Consider the following 20199-nt stretch of genomic DNA (forward strand, 5'->3'; position numbering starts at 1 on the left):
ATGCGACCCAACACGATGAAAGCGCTGGAGAAGTCCAGGCCCGAAGAAGGACTGTGGATGGTTCAGGCCCCGGTCCCCGAGATCGGCCCCGACGAAGTTTTGATCCGCGTGAAGAAGACCGGGATCTGCGGCACCGACATCCATATCTGGAACTGGGATGAATGGGCGTCCCACACGGTGCCCGTCCCCATGATCACCGGCCACGAATTCGCAGGCGAGATCGTCGAGCTGGGCCGCAACGTGACCGGGTTGAAGATCGGCCAGCGGTGCTCGGGCGAGGGTCACCTGATCGGCACCGACAGCCGCCAAAGCCGCGCGGGCAAGTTCCACCTGGACCCGGGCACCCGCGGGATCGGGGTGAACGAACAGGGCGCTTTTGCCCAATATCTCAAGCTGCCGGCCTTCAACGTGGTGCCCCTGCCCGACGACATCCCGGACGAGATCGGCGCGATACTCGACCCGCTGGGCAATGCAGTGCACACCGCGCTGAGCTTCGATCTGCTGGGCGAGGACGTGTTGATCACCGGCGCCGGCCCGATCGGGATCATGGCCGCCGCGGTGGCCCGCCACGCAGGCGCCCGGCATGTGGTGATCACCGACATCAACCCCGATCGGCTGGCGCTGGCGCAGCATGTCGTACCCTCGGTCCGGGCGGTGAACGTGGCCGAGGAAGAGCTGCAATCGGTGATTTCCGACCTGGGCATGAGCCAGGGTTTTGACGTGGGGCTGGAAATGTCGGGCTCGCAGGCGGCGCTGGACCAGATGGTCGAGGCGCTGGTGATGGGCGGCAAGATCGCCTTGCTGGGCATTCCGCCCGGCAAATCGCCCGTCGACTGGAGCCGCATCGTGTTCAAGGCGATCACCATCAAGGGCGTCTACGGCCGCGAGATGTTCGAGACCTGGTACAAGATGATCGCGATGCTGCAGAACGGGCTGGATGTCAGCCGGGTCATCACCCATCGCTTTGCCGCCGATGACTTTGCGCAGGGCTTTGCCGCCATGAAGTCGGGAAAATCGGGCAAGGTGGTGCTGGACTGGGCCTGACCCTCTGGATAGTTGCAAACGCACCTTCTAGACAGGTGCGCACACATGCCGGGGAGGAAATGAAATGGCCGACAAAGCCAAGGGCGACCGCCCGCTGGAACGGGGAATCGAAGACACGCTGGTAACCGATTTCGCGGACACGCACCGCAAAAGCTATGGCGATTTCCTGCAACTCAAGACCCTGCTGAACTTGCAGAAAACCTTTCAGGACCCGGCCCAACCCGATGAGATGCTGTTCATCATCATCCATCAGGTCAGCGAGCTTTGGCTGAAACTGATGCACCATCAGCTGGTCGAGGTGCGCCGGTTTCTGCAGCAGGATGAGTTCGGCCCCGCGATGAAGAACCTGGACCGGATCAAGGCGATCCAGCGCCAGTTGATCGCCGCGTGGGAAACCCTGCTGACCATGACGCCCGCCGACTATTTGACCTTCCGCAAGGCGCTGGGCAATTCATCCGGCTTCCAGAGCTACGGCTATCGCCAGATCGAGTTCATCCTGGGCAACAAGGACACCGCCACGCTGAAGGTGCATGAGCACGACCCCGAAGTGATGGAGATGCTGACCGCCGCTCTGGTCAAACCGTCGCTGTATGACGAGGTATTGCACATGCTGGCGCGGCAGGGGTTCGACGTGCCGCAGGACCTGCTGGACCGGGACTATTCAAAGACCTATTCCGGCGATCCGCGCATCGTGAAGATCTGGGCCGAGATCTACCGGAACACGGGCCGGTACTGGGACCTGTATGCGCTGGGCGAAAAGCTGATGGATGTGGAATCGCTGTTCCAGCGGTGGCGGTTCGACCATGCGACCGCCGTGGAACGTGTGATCGGCATGCAGCCAGGCACTGGCGGCTCCAGCGGCGTGGCTTTTCTGCGCAAGGCGCTGGAGCTGCGATTCTTCCACGACCTTTATGACGTGCGCACCGACCTGATGTACGGCGGACAGGGCTGAGCCATGCTGTATCGCGGATTTACCCAAGCCGAGCTGGAGCGCGAATACGCGCCAAGTTCGATGATCGGCGGCGACCTTGCGCCCTATCTGGCGGCCTATTCAGCGCTCAGCGCGCAGGCGCGGGCGCAACTGACGGTGCAAGAGACCCTCGGCTATGGCGACACTCCCGCGCAGGTGCTGGATATCTTTCCCGCCCGCGCGCCCGGCGCACCGCTGCATGTGTTTATCCACGGCGGCTATTGGCAGGCGCTCAGCCAGCGCGACTCGGCGATGATGGCGCCCGCGCTGGTCCAAGGCGGGCAGGCCTTTGCGACGGTGAACTACACGCTCGCCCCCGACGCGCGGCTGGGGCAGATGGTCGATGAATGCCGGACCGCGCTGATGTGGCTGGCCACCCGAGCCAAGTCGCTGGGGTTCGACGCCTCGCATGTCACCCTGTCCGGGCACAGCGCCGGCGCGCATCTGGCGGCGATGGTCATGGCGACCTCGGCCGACCAATTCGCCCGGATCGGCCTGCGGGTGCGCGAAGTCATCCTGATCAGCGGCGTCTACGACCTGGAACCGATCAGTCTGACCCCGGTCAACGATCCCCTGCAGCTGACCCCGGTCGAGCTGCACGACCTGTCCCCCACCCTGAACCTGCCCGCGCCCGGGCCGCGCTATCGGGTCACGGTGGGCGAGCGGGACACCGGCGAGTTCATCCGCCAGAGCCGCGATTATGCCGAAGCGTTGCGCAAGACCGGGCACGCGGTCAGCTTTGACCTGCAGCCGGGCACGCACCATTTCGACATCATCCTCAAGGACGGGACGTTTCTGAACGACCACCCCTGAAAGCGAAAACGGCCGCCCTGGGGACCGCCGTTTCTTTCGATTTCGACCGGATCAATCCAGCGTGCGGGTAACTTCCTCACGCTCGAAGATCTCGATCACGTCGCCGGGGCGGATATCGTCGTAGTTCTCGAACGCCATACCGCATTCCTGACCCGACTGAACCTCGGCGACTTCGTCCTTGAAGCGTTTCAGCGTCTTCAGCGTGCCTTCGTGGATCACCACGTTGTCGCGCAGCAGGCGCACGCCGGCCGAACGGCGGGCAACGCCCTCGGTTACCAGACAGCCGGCAACCTTGCCGACGCCGGTGACCTTGAACACTTCCTTGATCTCGGCATAGCCGATGAACTTCTCGCGGATCTCGGCGCTCAGCAAGCCTGAGGCGGCGGCTTTGACGTCATCCACCAGATCGTAGATTACCGAGTAGTAGCGGATCTCGACGCCCTTCTGGTTGGCGGTGTTGCGCGCCGATGCGTTGGCCCGCACGTTGAAGCCAAAGACCGGAGCCCCCGACGCTTCGGCTAGGCCGATATCGGTTTCGGTGATGGCGCCGACGCCCGAGTGCAGCACGCGCACGCGCACCTCGTCGTTGCCGATCTTCTCCATCGCCTGCACGATGGCCTCGGCCGAACCCTGCACGTCGGCCTTGACCAGAATGGGCAGCTCGGCCACGTTCTCGTCTTCTTTGGCCTTCTGCATCAGCTGTTCCAGCGTGGTCGCGGCACCGGCGGCGGCGCGCTTGTCCTTGGCAACCTGGGCGCGGTACTCGGCGATCTCGCGGGCCTGCGCCTCGGTCTCGGTCACGTTCAGAACGTCACCGGCCTCGGGCGTACCGTTGAGACCCAGCACCTCGACCGGAACCGAAGGCCCGGCTTCCTGGACGCGCTCGCCCTTGTCGTTGATCAGCGCGCGGACCTTGCCGTACTGCTCACCCACGACGAAGATGTCGCCCTGGCGCAGCGTACCTTTCTGGACCAGAACGGTCGCGACCGGGCCACGGCCCACGTCCAGCTGCGCCTCGATCACGGCACCTTGCGCGGCACGGTTCGGGTTGGCCTTCAGCTCCAGAATCTCGGCCTGCAGCGCGATGGCTTCCAGCAGATCGTCCAGACCCTGGCCGGTGATGGCCGACACTTCGACATCCTGAACCTCGCCGGACATCTTCTCGACGATCACCTCATGCTGAAGCAGGTCGGTGCGCACCTTGTCCGGGTTGGCCTCGGGCTTGTCGACCTTGTTGATCGCAACGATCATCGGAACACCGGCGGCCTTGGCGTGGTTGATTGCCTCGACCGTCTGCGGCATCACAGCGTCATCCGCCGCGACAACCAGCACCACGATGTCCGTTACCTGAGCACCGCGCGAGCGCATCGAGGTAAAGGCCGCGTGGCCCGGCGTATCCAGGAAGGTCAGCGTGGTGCCGTCGTTGGTCTGCACCTGATAGGCGCCGATATGCTGGGTAATGCCACCGGCCTCGCCCGCAACGACTTTGGCGTCGCGGATCGCATCCAACAGCGAGGTCTTGCCGTGGTCAACGTGACCCATGATGGTAATGACCGGCGGACGGGGCTGCAGGTCTTCATCCTTGTCCTCGACATCCGAGATGACATCCTCGACATCCGCATCCGAAACCCGCACGACCTTGTGGCCGAATTCTTCGATGATCAGTTCGGCAGTGTCGGCGTCGATGGTCTGGTTCTGCGTGACCATCATACCCATGTTCATCAGCGACTTGACGACATCGGCGACGCGTTCGGCCATACGGTTGGCCAGTTCCGATACGACGATCGCCTCGGGCAGTTGAACCTCGCGGATCACCTTTTCCCGTTCGACCGAGCCGCCCATGGCTTTCTGCCGCGCACGCTCCTGCTTGCGCTTCATCGATGCCATCGAACGCTGCCGACCACCTTCACCGCCCGACAGCGCCTGATTCAGGGTCAGCTTGCCCGAACGGCGGCCATCATCACGGCCCTTGCCGCGCGTCTGACGCTGTTCGCGGTCCGCCTTGCGCGGTGTTTCCGCTGGCGCAGGCTTGCTGGCTGCGGGGGCCTTGGCCTTGGGCGCCTCTTTCGCGGCCGCGGCTTCTGCTGCGGCGCGCTGAGCGGCTTCTTCGGCCTCTTTCTGCTTGCGCTCTTCTTCCTCGGCTTTCTGCCGGGCTTTTTCCTCGGCCTCGCGCTGTTCGCGCTCTTTGGCCTCCTGTTCGGCGCGGCGGCGTTCACGCTCTTCGGCGCGCGCCTTTTCCTCGGCCTCGCGGCGTTCGGCTTCCTCGACCTCACGGGCCTTGGCCGCCTGCAACGCCTTCAGGCGCCGATTCATCTCGGCATCGGAAATCCCGGCCGGCCGGCGCGAAGGATCACCCGACGGCGCAGCGCCACCGCTGGGCTTGGACGCTCCCGGCTTGGGAACCACCACGCGCTTGCGTTTGGTTTCCACCACGACATTCTTGGTGCGTCCGTGGCTGAAACTCTGTTTCACATTCCCGGGGCGTGCCCCACCACGAAGACCCAATGTCTTTTTGCCGTCACTATCGCTCATAAAGCTTCTTACCCTTCCGCGCGGCCCTTGCCGCCGTCATCCATATCGCGCAAGCCACGCAGGCGCTGCGCTTCCTCTACAACACGTTTGGCGAGTCCGCCAGAGGCGAGCGCCGCATGAATCACCGTTTGGCGCCCAAATGCCGCCCCAAGCTCGTCTGCGGTCAGCCAGCCAATGTATTTCCCGAAATGCGGCGTGCTCAGCTTGGACTTGCCGCGCCCGGAACCATCGACCGCCTGAATCAGAACCCAGGCCTCTTCGCGGTCAAGCCAGGACTTGACCTTTTCATACCCAGCGACCGCATCGCCGGACTTTCGCGCAAGGCTGATCAATTCGATCACGCGGCGCGACAATTGACGCTCCACCTCGTCCACAAGGTCCTGCGGTACAGTCACCTGCGCCTTGAACCCGCGTGCAAACAGCTTCTTGCCGACGGCCGTGTCCAGCGCCTTGCGATCCGCCGAGACATAAACGCCCCGACCCGGCAACTTGGACGCGACATCCGGGAAAACCTGCCCATCCGGGCCGGTTACAAAGCGGATCAGCCCGTACCGAGGCTGCACCTCGCCCGTGGCGATGCATTTCCGCTCTGGCCCTTCGGACCGTTCCTTATGGACGCCACCGCGACCCATGTGTGCCACCCGAGGCCTGGAATCAGGCCTCGGCCTCCTCGTCTGCTGCTTCGTCCTCGACGTCTGCCTCGGGCTGCTCCAGATCGGCGGGGTCAACCCAGCCCAACATGACCCGGGCGGTCATCACCAGATCCTGCGCCTCTTCCAGCGTCACGCCAAAGGGTTCGAGAATGCCGTCATCCTTGACTCGCTGGCCATCAACCGTCGTCCAGCCTCCGGCCAGTTCCCAGTCAGCGCAGGTTGCAAAGTCTTCCAGCGTCTTGACGCCGTCCTTGGCAAGCGCCTCAACCATTTGGGGTGTCAGGCCCTCAAATTCAATAAGGCTGTCCTCAGCACCCAGGCTGCGGGCGCTGTCCAGCGCCGCCTTGGCCTGTGCCTCAAGGAATTCGCGCGCACGGGCCTGCAGCTCGTTTGCGGTGCCTTCGTCGACGCCATCGATGACCAGCAGTTCGTCCAGCTCGACATAGGCCACTTCTTCCAGGTTGGTGAACCCTTCCGAAACCAGCAGCTGGGCAAAGAATTCGTCCAGGTCCAGGCTGTCCATGAACAGCTGCGTGCGGGCTTCGAACTCCTTCTGACGGCGCGCCGATTCTTCGGCCTCGGTCATGATGTCGATATCCAGACCGGTCAGCTGGCTGGCCAGACGCACGTTCTGACCACGACGACCGATCGCCAGAGACAGCTGTTCCTCGGGCACGACGACTTCGATCTTGCCGGCCTCTTCGTCCAGAACCACCTTGGAAACCTCGGCGGGCTGCAGCGCGTTCACCAGGAAGGTCGGCTGGTCTTCATTCCACGGGATGATGTCGATCTTTTCGCCCTGCAGCTCGTTCACGACGGCCTGCACGCGGCTGCCGCGCATACCAACGCAGGCGCCGACAGGGTCGATCGAGTTGTCATACGAGATGACCGCGATCTTGGCACGCGAACCGGGATCACGGGCCACGGCCTTGACCTCGATGATGCCGTCATAGATTTCCGGCACTTCCATCTTGAACAGCTCGGCCATGAACTCGGGCGCCGTGCGCGACAGGAAGATCTGGTGACCACGCGTTTCTCGGCGCACTTCCTTGATGTAGGCGCGCACCCGGTCATTGGGGCGATAGCTTTCGCGGCCGATCTTGTCGTTGCGGCGCAGAACAGCCTCGGCCCCGCCCAGGTCGACGATCACGTTGCCGAATTCCTCGCGCTTGACGGCGCCGTTGATGATGGTGCCGACACGATCCTTGAAGTCTTCGTACTGGCGGTCACGCTCGGCCTCACGAACCTTCTGCAGGATCACCTGCTTGGCCGACTGAGCCGCGATCCGACCCATTTCCACCGGCGGGACCTCTTCCACGAAGACATCACCGATCTCGGGCGATTCCATGTATTGCTTGGCCTGCTCGACGGTCATCTCGGCCTGATAGTTCTCAAGCTCGTCATCCGCGACAACGGTGCGGACCCGGGTAAAGGTCGCCTTGCCGGTCTTGCGGTCGATGGACACGCGGATGTCCATTTCCGCGCCGTAGCGGCTCTTGGCGGCACGCGCGAGCGATTCCTCCATCGCTTCGACGACCAGACCGGGGTCGATCATCTTTTCGCGGGCCACGGCCTCGGCGGTCTGCAACAGCTCAAGCTGGTTTGCTGAGGTGATTGCCATCAGTTCGTCTCCTCTTCGGACCCTTCGGTCTCAATCTCGTCGAAAGCGTTTTCGTTCAGGGCGCCGGCATCCTTGCGCTGGCGCAGCATTTCCTTGATCAGGTCATCGGTCAGGACCAGCTTGGCATCGCTCAGCCAGTCGAATTGCAGACCGATGGTCACGGTCTCTTCGCCGTTGGGGATGTTGATCAGAACCTCATCCCCTTCGACACCGGCCAGTTCCCCCTTGAAGCGGCGGCGGCCGTCGATCAGTTCGGTGGTTTCCAGCTTGGCCTCGTAGCCCTCGAACATCTCGAAATCCTTCAGCCGCGTAAGCGGGCGGTCGATGCCAGGGCTGGACACTTCCAGCGTATAGGCGTCAAGGATCGGGTCCTCGACGTCCAGCGTGGCGCTGACCGCGTTCGAGATCTCGGCGCAATCATCCACCTCGATGCCGCCATCGGGCTTGTCGGCCATGATCTGCAGCGTGGTCTGCTTGCCGCTCATCAGGCGGATGCGGACCAACTCATATCCCAGATCCTCGATCACCGGAGTGATGATCTCGGCCAGTCGTCGGTCGATCGCCGCCTTGGCTATCAGGTCGTTTGTCATATGGTGCTCTACCCTTCAATCGGGCACAAAAAAACGGGCGCGCGGCCCGTCGAACTTTCCGGTGGAGCCTCAGACCAGAAGTCCGACGCGCCGCTGTTGCAACTGCATATACGCAGGACGCCCCGAGTCTGCAACCCCTGCCGTCAACCAACGGGCAATCCGCGTCGGTTTTCAGGCCGGTCTCAGGCCATCCACCAGCGTTCCGCGATGCGCCCATCATCCAACGGCGCGCCTCTCCCGATCCGGCGTGGCAGACCCACGGTGCCCGAGATTGCCAGCGACATCTCTGATTCGTTGGGGAAGAACCGCACGCCACCCAGGCCGCGCAGCCCTTTCGCCGCCGGCAGCACCGACACGTCCACGTAGCGGTCACGCAGCGCCTCGGCGCGCACGGCCGGGTCGGGGATCACGATGATGTCGACTGCCTCCAGCCAGCCGGCCTGGCCATCCTTGTAGTGGCCCGCGATCCGGCGGCCGCGGAAATGGCGCCCGTCTTCGGCCCGTTCAACCCGGTAACACCCGGTGCCGTTCGCCTGCTGCAGCGGCGAAACGCTTTGCCCGTCGCGGGTAATGACGAACCGGGTATCGGCCAGCAGGAAAGGCAGGCCGGGGTTGGCCTCGGCCAGTTCAATCCGGATGCGTTCCGGCGCCAGGGCTTCGGTGCGCCCGACTTCGGACAGGACCGCCAGAACATCCCCAGCCGTTAGCGCCGCGCCATCGTGAAATACCGCATCCGCACGCAGGTCGAAGGTCCAGACCCGGGCCTCGGAATCGGTCTGCCATGCGGTCGCAAGCTCGCCGCGCAGAGTGCCGTCCGGCGCGATCTCGGTCAGGGTGTCGAACACCGCACCCCGAGCCAGCCGGTCCAGGCTGTCGTCGCGCGGCACGGCGATGCGCAGCACGCCGCCCGATTTCGGTGTATCCGCCAGCGAGGCCCCCGTCGCGGCCAGCAGAGCTGCAGCGGCACCCGAGGTGAACAGGGCACGGCGGTCGATGCGGGTCATGCCACCTCCTGCGCGGTTCGGTCCATGATGCGCACCAGTTCGGCGCTGATCCCCGGTTCCGACAGGGCGTGACCGGCCTGCCGCACCATCTTCAGCTCGGCCTCGGGCCATTTCTCAGCCAGGTTCCAGGCCGCCTGCGGGGGGCAGATCATGTCGTAACGGCCCTGCACGATATGGCCGGGAATATGCGCGATCCGGTCCATCTGATCCAGAATCTGGCCGTCATACTCCAGAAACGCTTTGTTGATGAAATAGTGATTCTCGAGCCGCGCGAAGGTGCGCGCATATTCGTCGGGGCTTTCACCGACGGCCCCGTTCGTGTGGATCGAGGCCAGCGCGTTTTCCCAGTGCGACCAGGCGCGGGCGTACAGGATCTCGGTCGCGCGATCGCCCGAAAACAGCCGCTTGTTGTAGGCGCCAATGGTGTCGGACAGTTCCGAGTCGCGCAGCAGCGAGGTGAAACGCGCCCATTGCTCGGGCCAGAACTTGCCGGCCCCGCCGCCATAGAACCAGTCGAGCTCTGCCTGCGTGGCCAGAAACACGCCGCGCAGAACCAGACGGGTCACCCGGTCGGGATGGGTTTGGGCATAGATCAGCGCCAGCGTGGCGCCCCAGCTGCCGCCGAACACGATCCAGTCGTCAATCTCGAACAGTTTCCGCAGACGCTCGATATCGGCCACCAGGTGCCAGGTCGTGTTGTTCTCGACCGAGGCCGTGGGCCGCGACCGGCCGCAGCCGCGCTGGTCGAACAGAATCACCCGGTAGACCTCGGGGTCGAAATAGCGCCGCATGGCCGGGCTGCAGCCGCCGCCGGGGCCGCCATGCAGAACCACCACGGGAATCCCGTCGGGATTGCCGCATTGTTCCACATAGATGCGGTGCCCGTCGCCCATATCCACCACGCGCTGGTCGAACGGATCGACCGGCGGGTAAAGATATTGCACTGCGCGCTTTTGGTCCGGGTACTTGTCCATTATGGCCCTATATAGTCTTACAGCGTAAAAGAGCACACGGAGACAGGAATGCAAGCGCATCCGAACACGGTGGACCCGTCCGAGATCGCAAAATTCGAGGCCATGGCCGCCGAATGGTGGGACCCGCACGGGAAATTCAAACCTCTGCACATGCTCAATCCGTGCCGTCTGGACTATATCACACAGCAGATCGCGGGCGAATTTGACCGGGACCTGACGGCTGCGAAACCGTTCGCGGGCCTGCGCCTTCTGGATATCGGCTGCGGCGGCGGATTGCTGAGCGAGCCGATGGCGCGGCTGGGCGCCGAGGTCGTAGGCGCCGACGCGGCCGAGCGCAACCTGCCCGTGGCCCGCATCCATGCCGAGCAATCCGGCCTTCAGATCGACTATCGCCACACCACCGCCGAGGCGATGGCCGACGCGGGCGAACAGTTCGACGTGGTTCTGAACATGGAGGTAGTCGAGCATGTGGCCGACCCGCTGGCCTATCTGACCGCCACGCAACAGCTGTTGAAACCGGGCGGGCTGGAAATCTGTTCGACCATCAACCGCAACCCGAAATCCTATGCGATGGCGATTTTCGGGGCAGAGGTCGTCATGCGCTGGCTGCCGCGCGGCACGCATGAATGGTCCAAGTTCATCACCCCGGACGAGCTGTTCGACCTGCTGCGCCAGGCCGGTCTGGACCCGGTGGACCGCAAGGGATTCGTATTTAACCCGATCACCTGGAGCTGGTCGATCTCGGACCGGGATCTGAGCGTGAACTATGTCACCGCCAGCGTGAAGTCGGGCTGAGGCCTATTCCTCTTCCAGCTTCATGCGCAGGTCGCGCAGAACCGGCAGGGTCGTGCGCACACGCTCAAGGCCCAGCTCGCCCACGACCCGGTTGATCAGAGGCGCGATGGCCGAGATCGCCTGATCGCGCGCCCGGCGGCCGGCCGGGCTGATCGCCACCATCTTGCGGCGGGCATCGTCCCAATCGGGGCGGATGTGGATGTATCCGGCCCATTCCAGCTTGGCCAAGGTGTTGGTCATCGCCCCACGCGTCACGTGGAACGTGCTGGCCAGTTGGGCAGGCGTCCGCTCGCCCCCCACGAACACCAGGTGGTTCAGCACCGAGAAATGCGAGATTTCCATGCCCTTGGGTAGAACCCGGCTCAGCCGGTTCCGCAGCAATTGGTCCGCGGTCAGAATCTCGCTAAACAGCGCGACCGCCAGGGCGTTGGTTTCGTCAGTCATTACCCGGTTCTGGATCAGGGCCCGTCGAACGGGCGAACATGTGTCAGGGACGGCACGCGCCGCCGTGCCTCTCTAACAGACCTATCATCCAGATCAAAAAAGTGAATGCCGGTCTGAGTGCCTGCGTCGATCAGCACCTCGCCCCAGGGCGACACGACCATGCTGTGCCCGTGGGTATGGCGCGTCTTGCCCCGGGTCTTGGGGTGTTCCCCGGTCTGAGCGGGGGCAATGACCCAACAGCCGGTCTCGATGGCGCGGGCACGCAGCAGCGGCTCCCAATGGGCCGCGCCGGTCACCGGAGAGAACGCCGCCGGAACCGTCAGGATCGTGGCCCCGTCCTGTGCCAACGCGGCGTGCAGATGCGGGAACCGGATGTCATAGCAGATGGTCATGCCGACCTTGCCGAAGGCGGTCTCGGCAATCACCGCCCGCGACCCGGGGCGATAGCTGGCCGATTCGCGAAAGGTCTCGGTCTCGGTGACCTGCACGTCGAACATGTGGATCTTGTCATAGCGCGCCACGATCCCGCCCTGCGGGTCGATCATGAAGGACCGGTTGGCGAACCGCCCGTCGGCGTCATGAGTCTTCAGCCCCAGCGATCCGATCAGCAGCCACACGCCCAATTCCGCCGCCTGTTCGCGCAGGCCCGCCAGGGTAATGTCGTCTTCCTCGTGCTGCAGCACCTCGCGTTGGCGCGTTCCGCTGGTCGAGACGCAGTTGGTGACCTCGGGCGTCAGGATGAACCCCGCGCCCTTGCCCGCGGCTTCGGCCATCATGGCGCGCACCATGTCCAGGTTCGCGGTCGGGTCGTCCGACGAGGTGATCTGCAGCAGGGCGGTTCTCATCAGGCGGCCAACAGCGGGTCCAGCTTGCCGTCCTGTTCGAGTTCGTACAGGTCGTCGCAGCCACCGACATGTGTGTCACCGATGAAGATCTGCGGCACCGTACGCCGTCCGCCCGCCCGCTGGATCATCTCGGGCTTGCGTTTGGGGTTCATCAAAACGTCGATCTCCTCATAGGCGACGCCTTTCTGATTCAACAGCCGTTTGGCCGCGTGGCAAAAGCCGCACAGCGGCGATGTATAGATGACAACCGGTTTCATGGTCCGTTCCCTTGGATTTCGCGCAATCTAGGGGGAATTAGGCATCCTTGGCAACGCGCGCCAGTACCAACACGGAAATATGAGCCGCACCGGCCTCTCGGCAGGCATGGGTGCAGGCCGCCAGGGTTGCACCCGATGTCATCACGTCATCGACCAGCAGCACATGGCGTCCCTTCAGGCGGTCTGCCCGGCGCGGATACACGGCGATCGCATCGCGCAGCGTATCCGCACGCTCGGCCGCCGTTTTCCCTTCCAGCGGAGGGGTGCGCCGCTTGCGTATCAACAGATCCGGACAGACCGGCAGGCCCGCCTCCTTTCCCAGTTGGAGCGACAAAAGCGCGGACTGGTTGTATCGGCGCTTCAGCAGCCGCGACCAATGCAGCGGCACCGGTGCGATCACCGTATCCGGTCGAAATAGCGTACCACCGGCCTGCGCCATCCAACGCGCCGCAGGTTTTGCCAGTTCGGAACGATCCCCGTGCTTCAGGGCCAGAACCAGTGACCGCGCCCGTCCCTGATACAGCAATGCCGCGCGCCCCTCGGCCCACGGTTGAGGGCGGCGCAAGCAATCGTCGCAGTCGATTCGGTGACCATCATCGCTGCCAGGCACGGGCGCACCGCAACTGTGGCAGACCGTCCCGCCGATGAACGGGGTCTCGCGCCAGCACGGCCCGCACAGGCCGAAATCCGAGGCCGCCATCTCGCCGCAGCCGATGCAGCGTGGCGGATACACGACCTCGATCGCGGTTTGAATCCGCTGCCATATGCGATAATTGCGGCTTATGGATTTGCCAGCACCCAATGCACCCTCGCTGTTCGATCGCAAAGCGCTTGCGGCACACCGCGCGCGGATCAGCGACGAAGCCCTTTTTCTGCACCACGCCGCCATGGACGAGGTGCAGGATCGCCTTTCCATGGTTAACAAATCCTTTACTGCGCCAGCGATCGTAGCCCCCTACCCCGAGATTTGGGCGCCGGTCCTGCCGGGCGCCCGGGTCGTGGCCGATGCCGACGTGCTGGACCTCAAACCCGCTGCGCATGATCTGGTGGTCCATGCGATGGCCCTGCATTGGGCCAACGATCCGGTGGGACAGCTGATCCAATGTGTCCGCGCGCTGCAGCCGGACGGGTTGTTGTTGGTGGTGTGTCTGGGCGGTGAAACCCTGCACGAATTGCGGGCCGCGCTGGGTCAGGCCGAGGTCGAGGTAACCGGCGGTCTCAGCCCCCGTGTCGCGCCGATGGCCGAGTTGCGAGATCTTGGCGCGCTGCTGCAGCGTGCGGGTTTTGCATTGCCTGTTGCGGACAAAGTGCCCCTGACGGCGACGTATCGCGACCTGTGGCACCTGATGCGGGACCTGCGCGCGATGGGTGAAACCAACGCCATGACCCAGCGGTTGAAACACCCGTCGCGCCGCGCGGTCTTTTCCCGGGCCCAAGAGATTTACGCCGCGCATTTCACATCTCCCGAAGGCCGGCTGAGTGCCACGTTCGAGCTGATCTGCCTGACGGGCTGGGCGCCGGATGCCAGCCAGCCCAAGCCGTTGCGCCCTGGCTCGGCCCAGATGAGACTGGCCGACGCCCTTGGCACGAAAGAAGGCAAACTGTCCGATTGACCCGCTGACCGAACCGATTATTTCAGCCTCTAAACCAGAATTCAGGAAGCTCACCATGTTCGATGCCACCCGCCCGGAACACGCTCCGGCAGACCACCCAAAAGTGAAGATGGGCCGCGTCGGCGTTCTTCTGGCCAATCTCGGCACCCCGGACGACTACAGCTATTGGCCGATGCGCCGCTATCTGAACGAGTTCCTGTCCGACCGGCGGGTGATCGACTATCCGGCCTGGAAATGGCAGCCGATCCTGCAGGCCATCATCCTGACCAAACGTCCCTTCAGCTCGGGCGCTGCGTACAAGTCGATCTGGAACCACGACAAGGGCGAAAGCCCGCTGATGACCATCACCAAGGACCAGACCGGCAAGATGCGTGCGGCGATGCAGGACCGGTATGGCGACAAGGTCATGGTGGATTTCTGCATGCGTTACGGAAACCCCTCGACCAAGTCGAAGGTCCGCCAGATGGTGGCCGAGGGCTGCGATCGCATCCTGTTCTTCCCGCTCTATCCGCAATATGCCGGCGCTACGACCGCCACCGCGAACGACCAGTTCTTTCGCGCACTGATGGACGAGGCCTGGCAGCCCGCCAGCCGCACGGTGCCCGCCTATTTCGACGAGCCGGCCTATATCGACGCCCTCGCGCAGTCGGTCGAGACGGCCTATGCAGCGATGGAGACCAAGCCGGACGTTTTGGTGTGCTCCTATCACGGCATGCCGGAACGCTATCTGATGCAGGGTGATCCGTACCACTGCCAGTGCGCCAAGACGTCACGCCTGCTGAAAGAGCGGCTGGGCTGGGCGGATGACCAGCTGGTGACCACTTTCCAATCGCGATTCGGCCCCGAGGAATGGCTGAAGCCCTACACTGTCGACCATGTCGCGGAACTGGCTCGGCAGGGCAAAAAGAACATAGCCGTCATCGCCCCGGCATTTTCGTCGGACTGCATTGAAACGCTGGAAGAGATCAACGAAGAGATCCGCGAAAGCTTTGAGCACGCCGGCGGCGAAAGCTTTACCTACATTCCCTGCCTCAACGACGAGGACGCGCATATCGCGGCCTTGGGCAAGGTTGTCGAGGACAACCTCAAAGGCTGGCTGGACTGAACCGGCCCGGAAACAAGCACGAAAAAAGGCGGTGGAAATCCACCGCCTTTCTTTTTTGTCGTAGTCCGTTGGACTTAGCCTGCGGCAACAGCTGCGGCAACAACGACCAGCAGGATCAGCGGCAGGATGATGCCCTGCGACGAGCCCTGGGTTTCTTCGACGACAACAGGTGCCTCAACAACCGGCTCTTCCAGGTTGCCAGCATATGCGGTCGAAGCAGCAGCGGTCAGTGCAGCAGCGAGTACAAGTTTCTTCATATTAACCTCCAGAGTTTGCGCGATCCCAATTGCGGAACCACACACCTAAGACTTACCTCGTGGTTTTTTCTAATCAGCAAAGCAGAACGAATGCAATTGCAACTTGCAGTGCAAGCGGGTTGGCGCGCGAAAATGTCGTCAAATTAGCAACACTTGCGTCCCGACCTTCGCCATGGCGTACAGCTCTGCGATGTTCTCGTTGAACAACCCGATGCACCCGTTCGACGACCGGCGGCCGATTTTCCGCGTATCGTGGGTTCCGTGGATCCGGTAATACTTCCAGCTGAGATACAACGCGTGCGTTCCCAGCGGGTTATCGGGCCCCGGAGGGATGTAATCCGGCCATTCCGGGTTTCTTTTCTTCATCGACGGCGTCGGCGACCAGCTGGGCCCTTCGACCTTGCGGATGACACTTGTGCGACCGCGGCGGGTCAGTTCTTCGGTCAGCGGAACCGACGACGGGTACAGCTTGTAGACGGTTTGGTCTTCCGACCAGTAGTGCAAAGCGCGGGAAACGGTGTCGACCAGAATCGCCCCGTTCCGGGTGTTCGAGAAGTAGGGCTGCCACTGCTGCGCCTTGAACCCCGACACGTTGCGGCGAACGGCCGGTTCAGGCTCGGGTGCAGGGCGCAGTGGGTCGCCCGGGATGTATTGGGCGATCGCCGGGCTGGCGAGCAAAGACGATGCGCCTGCGAGGAATCCGCGGCGGGACGAAGAGAAAACGCGTTTCTTGACCATGGTGACAGGTCCTCTGCGAAAGATGTGCAAGAATCCGCTCTATGTTATTGCCAGAATGCTTCAGTCGCAAATCAAACCGGCAGAATCATGCGGGTTCGTGCATTTGAGCCTTTGCTCATGGGCCGCTGGCAGGGTATTGCCAATTGGAAACAAGCAAACCGGACTCATCATGACGCGCATATTTTCCCTGCTCTTGATTTGCCTTGTCGCGCTGGCGGCATGTACCGACGTGAGCGGCACTTCAACCCTTGGTGCGGATGGGCGCCCGCTGCCCAAAGCCTACAAGATCCGGGGAAATCCCGAAAAACTGCAGTTCCGCATGCTTGATTCCGTAAACGCCCTGCGGCAGGCGTCGGGACTGCAGTCGGTGCAGTTGAACGCGCAGTTGAACGCAGCGGCGGCGACGCACGCCAAGGACATGTCGCGGCAGAACCGGCCCTGGCATTTCGGCTCGGACGGATCTTCGCCGCTCGACCGGGTGGCCCGTGCCGGTTATGCGGGGCGTTTCCTGGGTGAAGCGATTTCCGAGACCTACGAGACCGAAACCGAAACCCTGGCCGCGTGGATGCAGGAACCGGGTCCGCGATCGGTGATCATGGACCCGCAAGCAACCCAGATGGGGTTTGCATGGCACCAGGAAAACGGCGGGAAGATCTGGTGGACGCTCGAGATGGGAACCGGCGGTTAAGCATGGCCCCAGACGAAAAAAGCCCCCGAAAACCGGGGGCTTTTTTCTTTCTAACAGGTCTCAGGCAGCTTGCATGGACTGGGCTGTGGTCAGGATCGCATACAGCTTGACCGGATCCGGGTTGGCCCGAAGCTTCGAGCAGACCGCGCCGTCGCGCAGCGTGCGCGATACCAGCGCCAAGGCCTTGAGGTGCTCGACACCGGCGTCTTCCGGGGCGAACAGCGCAAAGGCCAGATCCACGGGCTGACGGTCGACCGATCCGAAGTCGATGGGCTTTTCCAGCATGACGAACACGCCGGCAACCGAGTCGATCTCGGACAAACGGGCGTGTGGCAGGGCAACACCATGGCCAACGCCGGTCGGCCCAAGGCTTTCCCGCTCCAGCAGGCAGTCTACGATGGTCTGCGGATCAAGTCCGAGTGCGCCCGCAGCGACGTCACCGATTTCCTGAAACAACCGTTTTTTGCTGGACGCTGCAGATAGCACGCGCACCGCTTCGGGCTTCAGTATGCTCGACAAATCCATGTTTTGCTCCACGGCGACGCCCCCAGAATCCGGGGGCCCCGCCCAATTCTTGCCTGTTACGGATCGATCCAGCCGATATTGCCGTCATCTCGGCGATACACGACGTTCAATCCGTCCTTGTTTTCATTCCTGAACACCAGCACCGGGGCGCCGGCCAATTCCATTTGCATGACAGCTTCGCCGACACTCAACGATGGGATCTTGGTTTCCATCTCAGCCACGATGATGGGCTGCAATGAGTCGGGTTCGTCGGCCACGTCCGATTCGTTCGAGGCGAGGATATAAGATGACGCTCCGAAGAGTTCAACCGGCTGAGCCCGTTCACGATGGTGGTCCTTGAGGCGACGCTTGTAGCGACGCAGCTGTTTCTCCATCTTTTCGCAGCACGCCTCGAATGCTGCATAGATTTCGGTTGCATGTGCCTTGGCCTGGGCTGTCAGGCCCGTGGACATATGTATGGTGGTTTCGCACACATACTCATGCGCTGAACGGGAAAAGACGACGTTGGCATCCGTCGGTCGCTGAGCATATTTGCTCACGACCTCGCCCAATGCGTCCTGCACGTGTGTCTGCAAGGCTGCACCAATGTCGATCTGTTTGCCGCTGATTTGGTAACGCATGTGATCTCCTTCACAATTCACACCCATTATGACGTCACGTCAGGTGACATGCTTGTTTTTATCGGGTGGGGGGTAGAGACATGTTTCGCGGTTGTCCTCGGTAGGGCCCTTCGGAGAAGGGAGATCGAGATCCAGTCTGGAACCGCGAAAATGCCATGTCCCAATTGAGCCAAGAGGCGGCAGAAGAGTCAATCAAAACAGGAGTGTATATACGCGAATTCTGTCATGCGCCTGGCGCAATCACAGCTAAGCCTATGAAATCTTGAAGTTTTCACCCAAATACACGCGGCGGACATTTTCGTTTTCCACCACCTCGTCGGGCGATCCGGACATCAGCACCTGCCCGTCGTGCAGGATATAGGCGCGGTCCACAATTTCCAGCGTTTCCCGCACGTTGTGGTCGGTGATCAGTACGCCGATTCCACGCTTTTTCAGATCCGCCACCAGATGCCGGATATCGCCCACGCTGATCGGGTCGACGCCGGCAAATGGCTCGTCCAGCAGCAGGTACTTGGGGTCGGCGGCCAGACAGCGGGCTATCTCGACGCGACGGCGCTCACCGCCCGACAATGCAAGGGCAGGCGCCCGCCGCAAATGCTCGATCGAAAAATCCGAGAGCAGCTCTTCCAGACGTTCCTTGCGGCGGTGCACATGCTTCACCGCAATGTCGAGCACGGCCGAGATATTGTCCTCGACGCTCAAGCCGCGAAAGATCGACATTTCCTGCGGCAGATACCCGATGCCCATGCGCGCCCGGCGATACATCGGCAGCGTGGTCACATTCTGACCGTCCAAAGTGACCGTTCCGGCCTCGGGGAACACCAGCCCGGCAACGGAATAGAACGTGGTCGTCTTGCCCGAGCCGTTCGGCCCTAGCAACGCCACGACCTCGGACCGGTCCAGCGTCATCGACACGTCCCGGATCACGGTCTTTTTGCGATAGGATTTGCGCAGTTTCTGAATCTTCAGACCCTGAGACCCTTCGGCAACGGACAGTTGCGGGCCCGCCATCAATTGCCGCCCTGCTGAAGGATCGTCTTGACCCGCCCCGACATGGTCGCGGTTCCGCTGGTCAGGTTCGCAATCATCTGGTCGCCGCTGATCGTGCTGGGCCCCTGCGTCAGCAAAACGTTGCCCTTCATCACGATCACACCCGAGTCGATGGTGTATTCCGCCCAGTCCCCCTCGGCGGCATCCGGCGGGCTGACAAGCACGACGTTTTCCGACGCCTCCATGCGTTCGATCCCCGACCGATCCTGGTTGTAGATCACCAGCACGCGACCGGCGGACAAGCGCATTTCGCCCTGCACGACAATGACGTTGCCAAGAAACTCGGCCGAACCGTCCTCTTGATTGACGTTCAGTGTCTCGGATGTCACTTCGACCGGCAGACTGGGATCGGCCTTCACCGACCCAAAGGCCACCTGCGCTTCCTGCGCGGACGCTGGCACCGAACCCACGGCCAGGGCGAAACAAACGAGGACGAAACGAAAATCAAACACAGTCTATCTTTCGGCTTTTTTCGGCTCATATAACAGCTTAACGCCATCTGTAAAAAGAATATGGACCGGTCCACCGTCTTTTTCAGCGCCGAATGTCATACGCCCGGCCGAGAAATTGCCGATTGGTCCCGTTCCCTGCACCTGACCTGGCGTATCGCCCCGGATCTCGTCCAAAGAAGTATTCAACAGGTCTGTCGTCACCCGGATACCGTCCGTGGTGGTGATCACCACGTCCCCCGTGAAGGTGGCCGTCGCCTTGTCCGGTCGGATCGACCCCGAGTTGGAGTCCAGCGTGATCACCCCACCGTTCAGCAGGCCGAACCGGCCACGGAATTCGGTTGCTCTTGGATCGCTGTCGGCAGTTCCCTGGCTGGCCCGAACCGCCTCGACCTGGACATCTTCGCCCTTGCGGGTGGTCCCCCGATAGTTCGGGCGGGTTACAAGCTGCCCCTCAAGCCGTTCGTCGATATCCTGCTGGGTGAACGGACCCGAGACGTTGGTTTGGATGCTGCGCGACAGCAGGAATACCGTGGACAGCAGCAGGATCGCCGCCAGCGGCAACAGAACCTTCAGGAACTGCACCATTCGGGAATAGCGGTCCACCTGCGC

General features: G+C 62.6%; 24 protein-coding genes. 7 read left to right on the forward strand and 17 right to left on the reverse strand.

What is annotated here, in order from left to right; translation table 11 throughout:
- Positions 1 to 15: 15 nt before the first annotated feature.
- From tdh to ACR0IR_RS15075, 3 genes are all read left to right on the forward strand, one after another.
- Positions 16 to 1044 carry an L-threonine 3-dehydrogenase gene (gene tdh / locus ACR0IR_RS15065; protein WP_170343222.1) on the forward strand — a complete coding sequence of 343 codons (1029 nt, stop codon included), beginning with the start codon at positions 16 to 18 and terminating at the stop codon, positions 1042 to 1044.
- Positions 1045 to 1108: 64 nt separating this feature from the next.
- Complete coding sequence (locus ACR0IR_RS15070) at positions 1109 to 1996, forward strand: tryptophan 2,3-dioxygenase (RefSeq protein ID WP_170365565.1); 888 nt, start codon at positions 1109 to 1111, stop codon at positions 1994 to 1996.
- Between the two features lie 3 nt (positions 1997 to 1999).
- Positions 2000 to 2827 (forward strand): alpha/beta hydrolase, encoded by an 828-nt coding sequence (locus tag ACR0IR_RS15075; RefSeq protein ID WP_170365567.1) that lies wholly within the window; start codon positions 2000 to 2002, stop codon positions 2825 to 2827.
- A 51-nt stretch (positions 2828 to 2878) separates the two neighbouring features.
- On the opposite strand, the gene infB is transcribed toward ACR0IR_RS15075, so the two are convergent.
- The 6 genes from infB to pip all read right to left on the reverse strand — a co-directional run bounded on the left by infB (position 2879) and on the right by pip (position 10201).
- Positions 2879 to 5359: a translation initiation factor IF-2 gene (infB, locus tag ACR0IR_RS15080; RefSeq protein ID WP_170359920.1), complete on the reverse strand. Its 2481-nt coding sequence runs from the start codon at positions 5357 to 5359 to the stop codon at positions 2879 to 2881.
- Positions 5360 to 5367: 8 nt separating this feature from the next.
- Positions 5368 to 5991, reverse strand: a complete 624-nt coding sequence (locus tag ACR0IR_RS15085; protein WP_170343128.1) for an RNA-binding protein — start codon at positions 5989 to 5991, stop codon at positions 5368 to 5370.
- A gap of 22 nt (positions 5992 to 6013) precedes the next feature.
- Positions 6014 to 7633, reverse strand: coding sequence for a transcription termination factor NusA (nusA, locus tag ACR0IR_RS15090; protein WP_093963624.1), 1620 nt, complete (start codon positions 7631 to 7633; stop codon positions 6014 to 6016).
- The gene (gene rimP / locus ACR0IR_RS15095; protein WP_170342422.1) at positions 7633 to 8223 is read right to left on the reverse strand and encodes a ribosome maturation factor RimP; all 591 of its coding nucleotides are present in this window, start codon (positions 8221 to 8223) and stop codon (positions 7633 to 7635) included. The genes nusA and rimP overlap by 1 nt, the downstream gene beginning before the upstream one ends.
- Before the next feature lie 182 nt (positions 8224 to 8405).
- Positions 8406 to 9227, reverse strand: coding sequence for an ABC transporter substrate-binding protein (locus ACR0IR_RS15100; protein ID WP_170365569.1), 822 nt, complete (start codon positions 9225 to 9227; stop codon positions 8406 to 8408).
- Positions 9224 to 10201, reverse strand: a complete 978-nt coding sequence (pip, locus tag ACR0IR_RS15105; protein WP_480779134.1) for a prolyl aminopeptidase — start codon at positions 10199 to 10201, stop codon at positions 9224 to 9226. The genes ACR0IR_RS15100 and pip overlap by 4 nt, the downstream gene beginning before the upstream one ends.
- A gap of 48 nt (positions 10202 to 10249) precedes the next feature.
- On the opposite strand from pip, the gene ubiG reads away from it, so the two are divergent.
- Positions 10250 to 10996 carry a bifunctional 2-polyprenyl-6-hydroxyphenol methylase/3-demethylubiquinol 3-O-methyltransferase UbiG gene (ubiG, locus tag ACR0IR_RS15110; RefSeq protein ID WP_170365573.1) on the forward strand — a complete coding sequence of 249 codons (747 nt, stop codon included), beginning with the start codon at positions 10250 to 10252 and terminating at the stop codon, positions 10994 to 10996.
- Between the two features lie 3 nt (positions 10997 to 10999).
- On the opposite strand, the gene ACR0IR_RS15115 is transcribed toward ubiG, so the two are convergent.
- Genes ACR0IR_RS15115 through ACR0IR_RS15130 form a run of 4 tightly spaced genes read right to left on the reverse strand, consistent with a single transcriptional unit; the run spans position 11000 to position 13284 of the window.
- Complete coding sequence (locus ACR0IR_RS15115; protein ID WP_170343133.1) at positions 11000 to 11440, reverse strand: MarR family winged helix-turn-helix transcriptional regulator; 441 nt, start codon at positions 11438 to 11440, stop codon at positions 11000 to 11002.
- Positions 11441 to 11454: 14 nt separating this feature from the next.
- Positions 11455 to 12285, reverse strand: coding sequence for a carbon-nitrogen hydrolase family protein (locus tag ACR0IR_RS15120; RefSeq protein ID WP_170365575.1), 831 nt, complete (start codon positions 12283 to 12285; stop codon positions 11455 to 11457).
- On the reverse strand, positions 12285 to 12542 hold the full coding sequence (gene grxC / locus ACR0IR_RS15125; protein WP_170365577.1) for a glutaredoxin 3: 258 nt from the start codon (positions 12540 to 12542) through the stop codon (positions 12285 to 12287). The genes ACR0IR_RS15120 and grxC overlap by 1 nt, the downstream gene beginning before the upstream one ends.
- 37 nt (positions 12543 to 12579) lie before the next feature.
- Entirely contained in the window at positions 12580 to 13284 is a 705-nt protein-coding gene (locus ACR0IR_RS15130; RefSeq protein WP_367647703.1) for a double zinc ribbon domain-containing protein, read from the reverse strand.
- 40 nt (positions 13285 to 13324) lie between these two features.
- Between ACR0IR_RS15130 and ACR0IR_RS15135 the strand changes: the two genes are divergently transcribed.
- Together ACR0IR_RS15135 and hemH are read left to right on the forward strand one after the other, a co-directional pair.
- The gene (locus ACR0IR_RS15135; protein ID WP_170365581.1) at positions 13325 to 14155 is read left to right on the forward strand and encodes a methyltransferase domain-containing protein; all 831 of its coding nucleotides are present in this window, start codon (positions 13325 to 13327) and stop codon (positions 14153 to 14155) included.
- A 55-nt stretch (positions 14156 to 14210) separates the two neighbouring features.
- Positions 14211 to 15260: a ferrochelatase gene (hemH, locus tag ACR0IR_RS15140; RefSeq protein ID WP_170343137.1), complete on the forward strand. Its 1050-nt coding sequence runs from the start codon at positions 14211 to 14213 to the stop codon at positions 15258 to 15260.
- Positions 15261 to 15334: 74 nt separating this feature from the next.
- Here hemH and ACR0IR_RS15145 read toward each other — a convergent pair whose 3' ends face one another.
- Complete coding sequence (locus ACR0IR_RS15145; RefSeq protein WP_005979327.1) at positions 15335 to 15517, reverse strand: hypothetical protein; 183 nt, start codon at positions 15515 to 15517, stop codon at positions 15335 to 15337.
- A gap of 138 nt (positions 15518 to 15655) precedes the next feature.
- The gene (locus ACR0IR_RS15150) at positions 15656 to 16255 is read right to left on the reverse strand and encodes a L,D-transpeptidase (RefSeq protein ID WP_170365582.1); all 600 of its coding nucleotides are present in this window, start codon (positions 16253 to 16255) and stop codon (positions 15656 to 15658) included.
- A gap of 169 nt (positions 16256 to 16424) precedes the next feature.
- Between ACR0IR_RS15150 and dalA the strand changes: the two genes are divergently transcribed.
- Positions 16425 to 16943, forward strand: coding sequence for a divisome-associated lipoprotein DalA (dalA, locus tag ACR0IR_RS15155; protein WP_093963636.1), 519 nt, complete (start codon positions 16425 to 16427; stop codon positions 16941 to 16943).
- Positions 16944 to 17003: 60 nt separating this feature from the next.
- Here dalA and ptsN read toward each other — a convergent pair whose 3' ends face one another.
- From ptsN to lptC, 5 genes are all read right to left on the reverse strand, one after another.
- The gene (gene ptsN, locus ACR0IR_RS15160) at positions 17004 to 17468 is read right to left on the reverse strand and encodes a PTS IIA-like nitrogen regulatory protein PtsN (protein ID WP_170343139.1); all 465 of its coding nucleotides are present in this window, start codon (positions 17466 to 17468) and stop codon (positions 17004 to 17006) included.
- A gap of 56 nt (positions 17469 to 17524) precedes the next feature.
- Entirely contained in the window at positions 17525 to 18088 is a 564-nt protein-coding gene (gene hpf, locus ACR0IR_RS15165; RefSeq protein WP_170342438.1) for a ribosome hibernation-promoting factor, HPF/YfiA family, read from the reverse strand.
- Positions 18089 to 18340: 252 nt separating this feature from the next.
- Positions 18341 to 19099: an LPS export ABC transporter ATP-binding protein gene (lptB, locus tag ACR0IR_RS15170; RefSeq protein ID WP_093963638.1), complete on the reverse strand. Its 759-nt coding sequence runs from the start codon at positions 19097 to 19099 to the stop codon at positions 18341 to 18343.
- A complete protein-coding gene (locus ACR0IR_RS15175) occupies positions 19099 to 19590 on the reverse strand; it encodes an LptA/OstA family protein (protein WP_170343140.1) in 492 nt (163 codons plus the stop codon). The genes lptB and ACR0IR_RS15175 overlap by 1 nt, the downstream gene beginning before the upstream one ends.
- A 3-nt stretch (positions 19591 to 19593) precedes the next feature.
- Positions 19594 to 20193: an LPS export ABC transporter periplasmic protein LptC gene (gene lptC / locus ACR0IR_RS15180; protein WP_170365584.1), complete on the reverse strand. Its 600-nt coding sequence runs from the start codon at positions 20191 to 20193 to the stop codon at positions 19594 to 19596.
- Between the last annotated feature and the right edge of the window lie 6 nt (positions 20194 to 20199).

The organism is Ruegeria sp. CF2, from assembly GCF_056537385.1.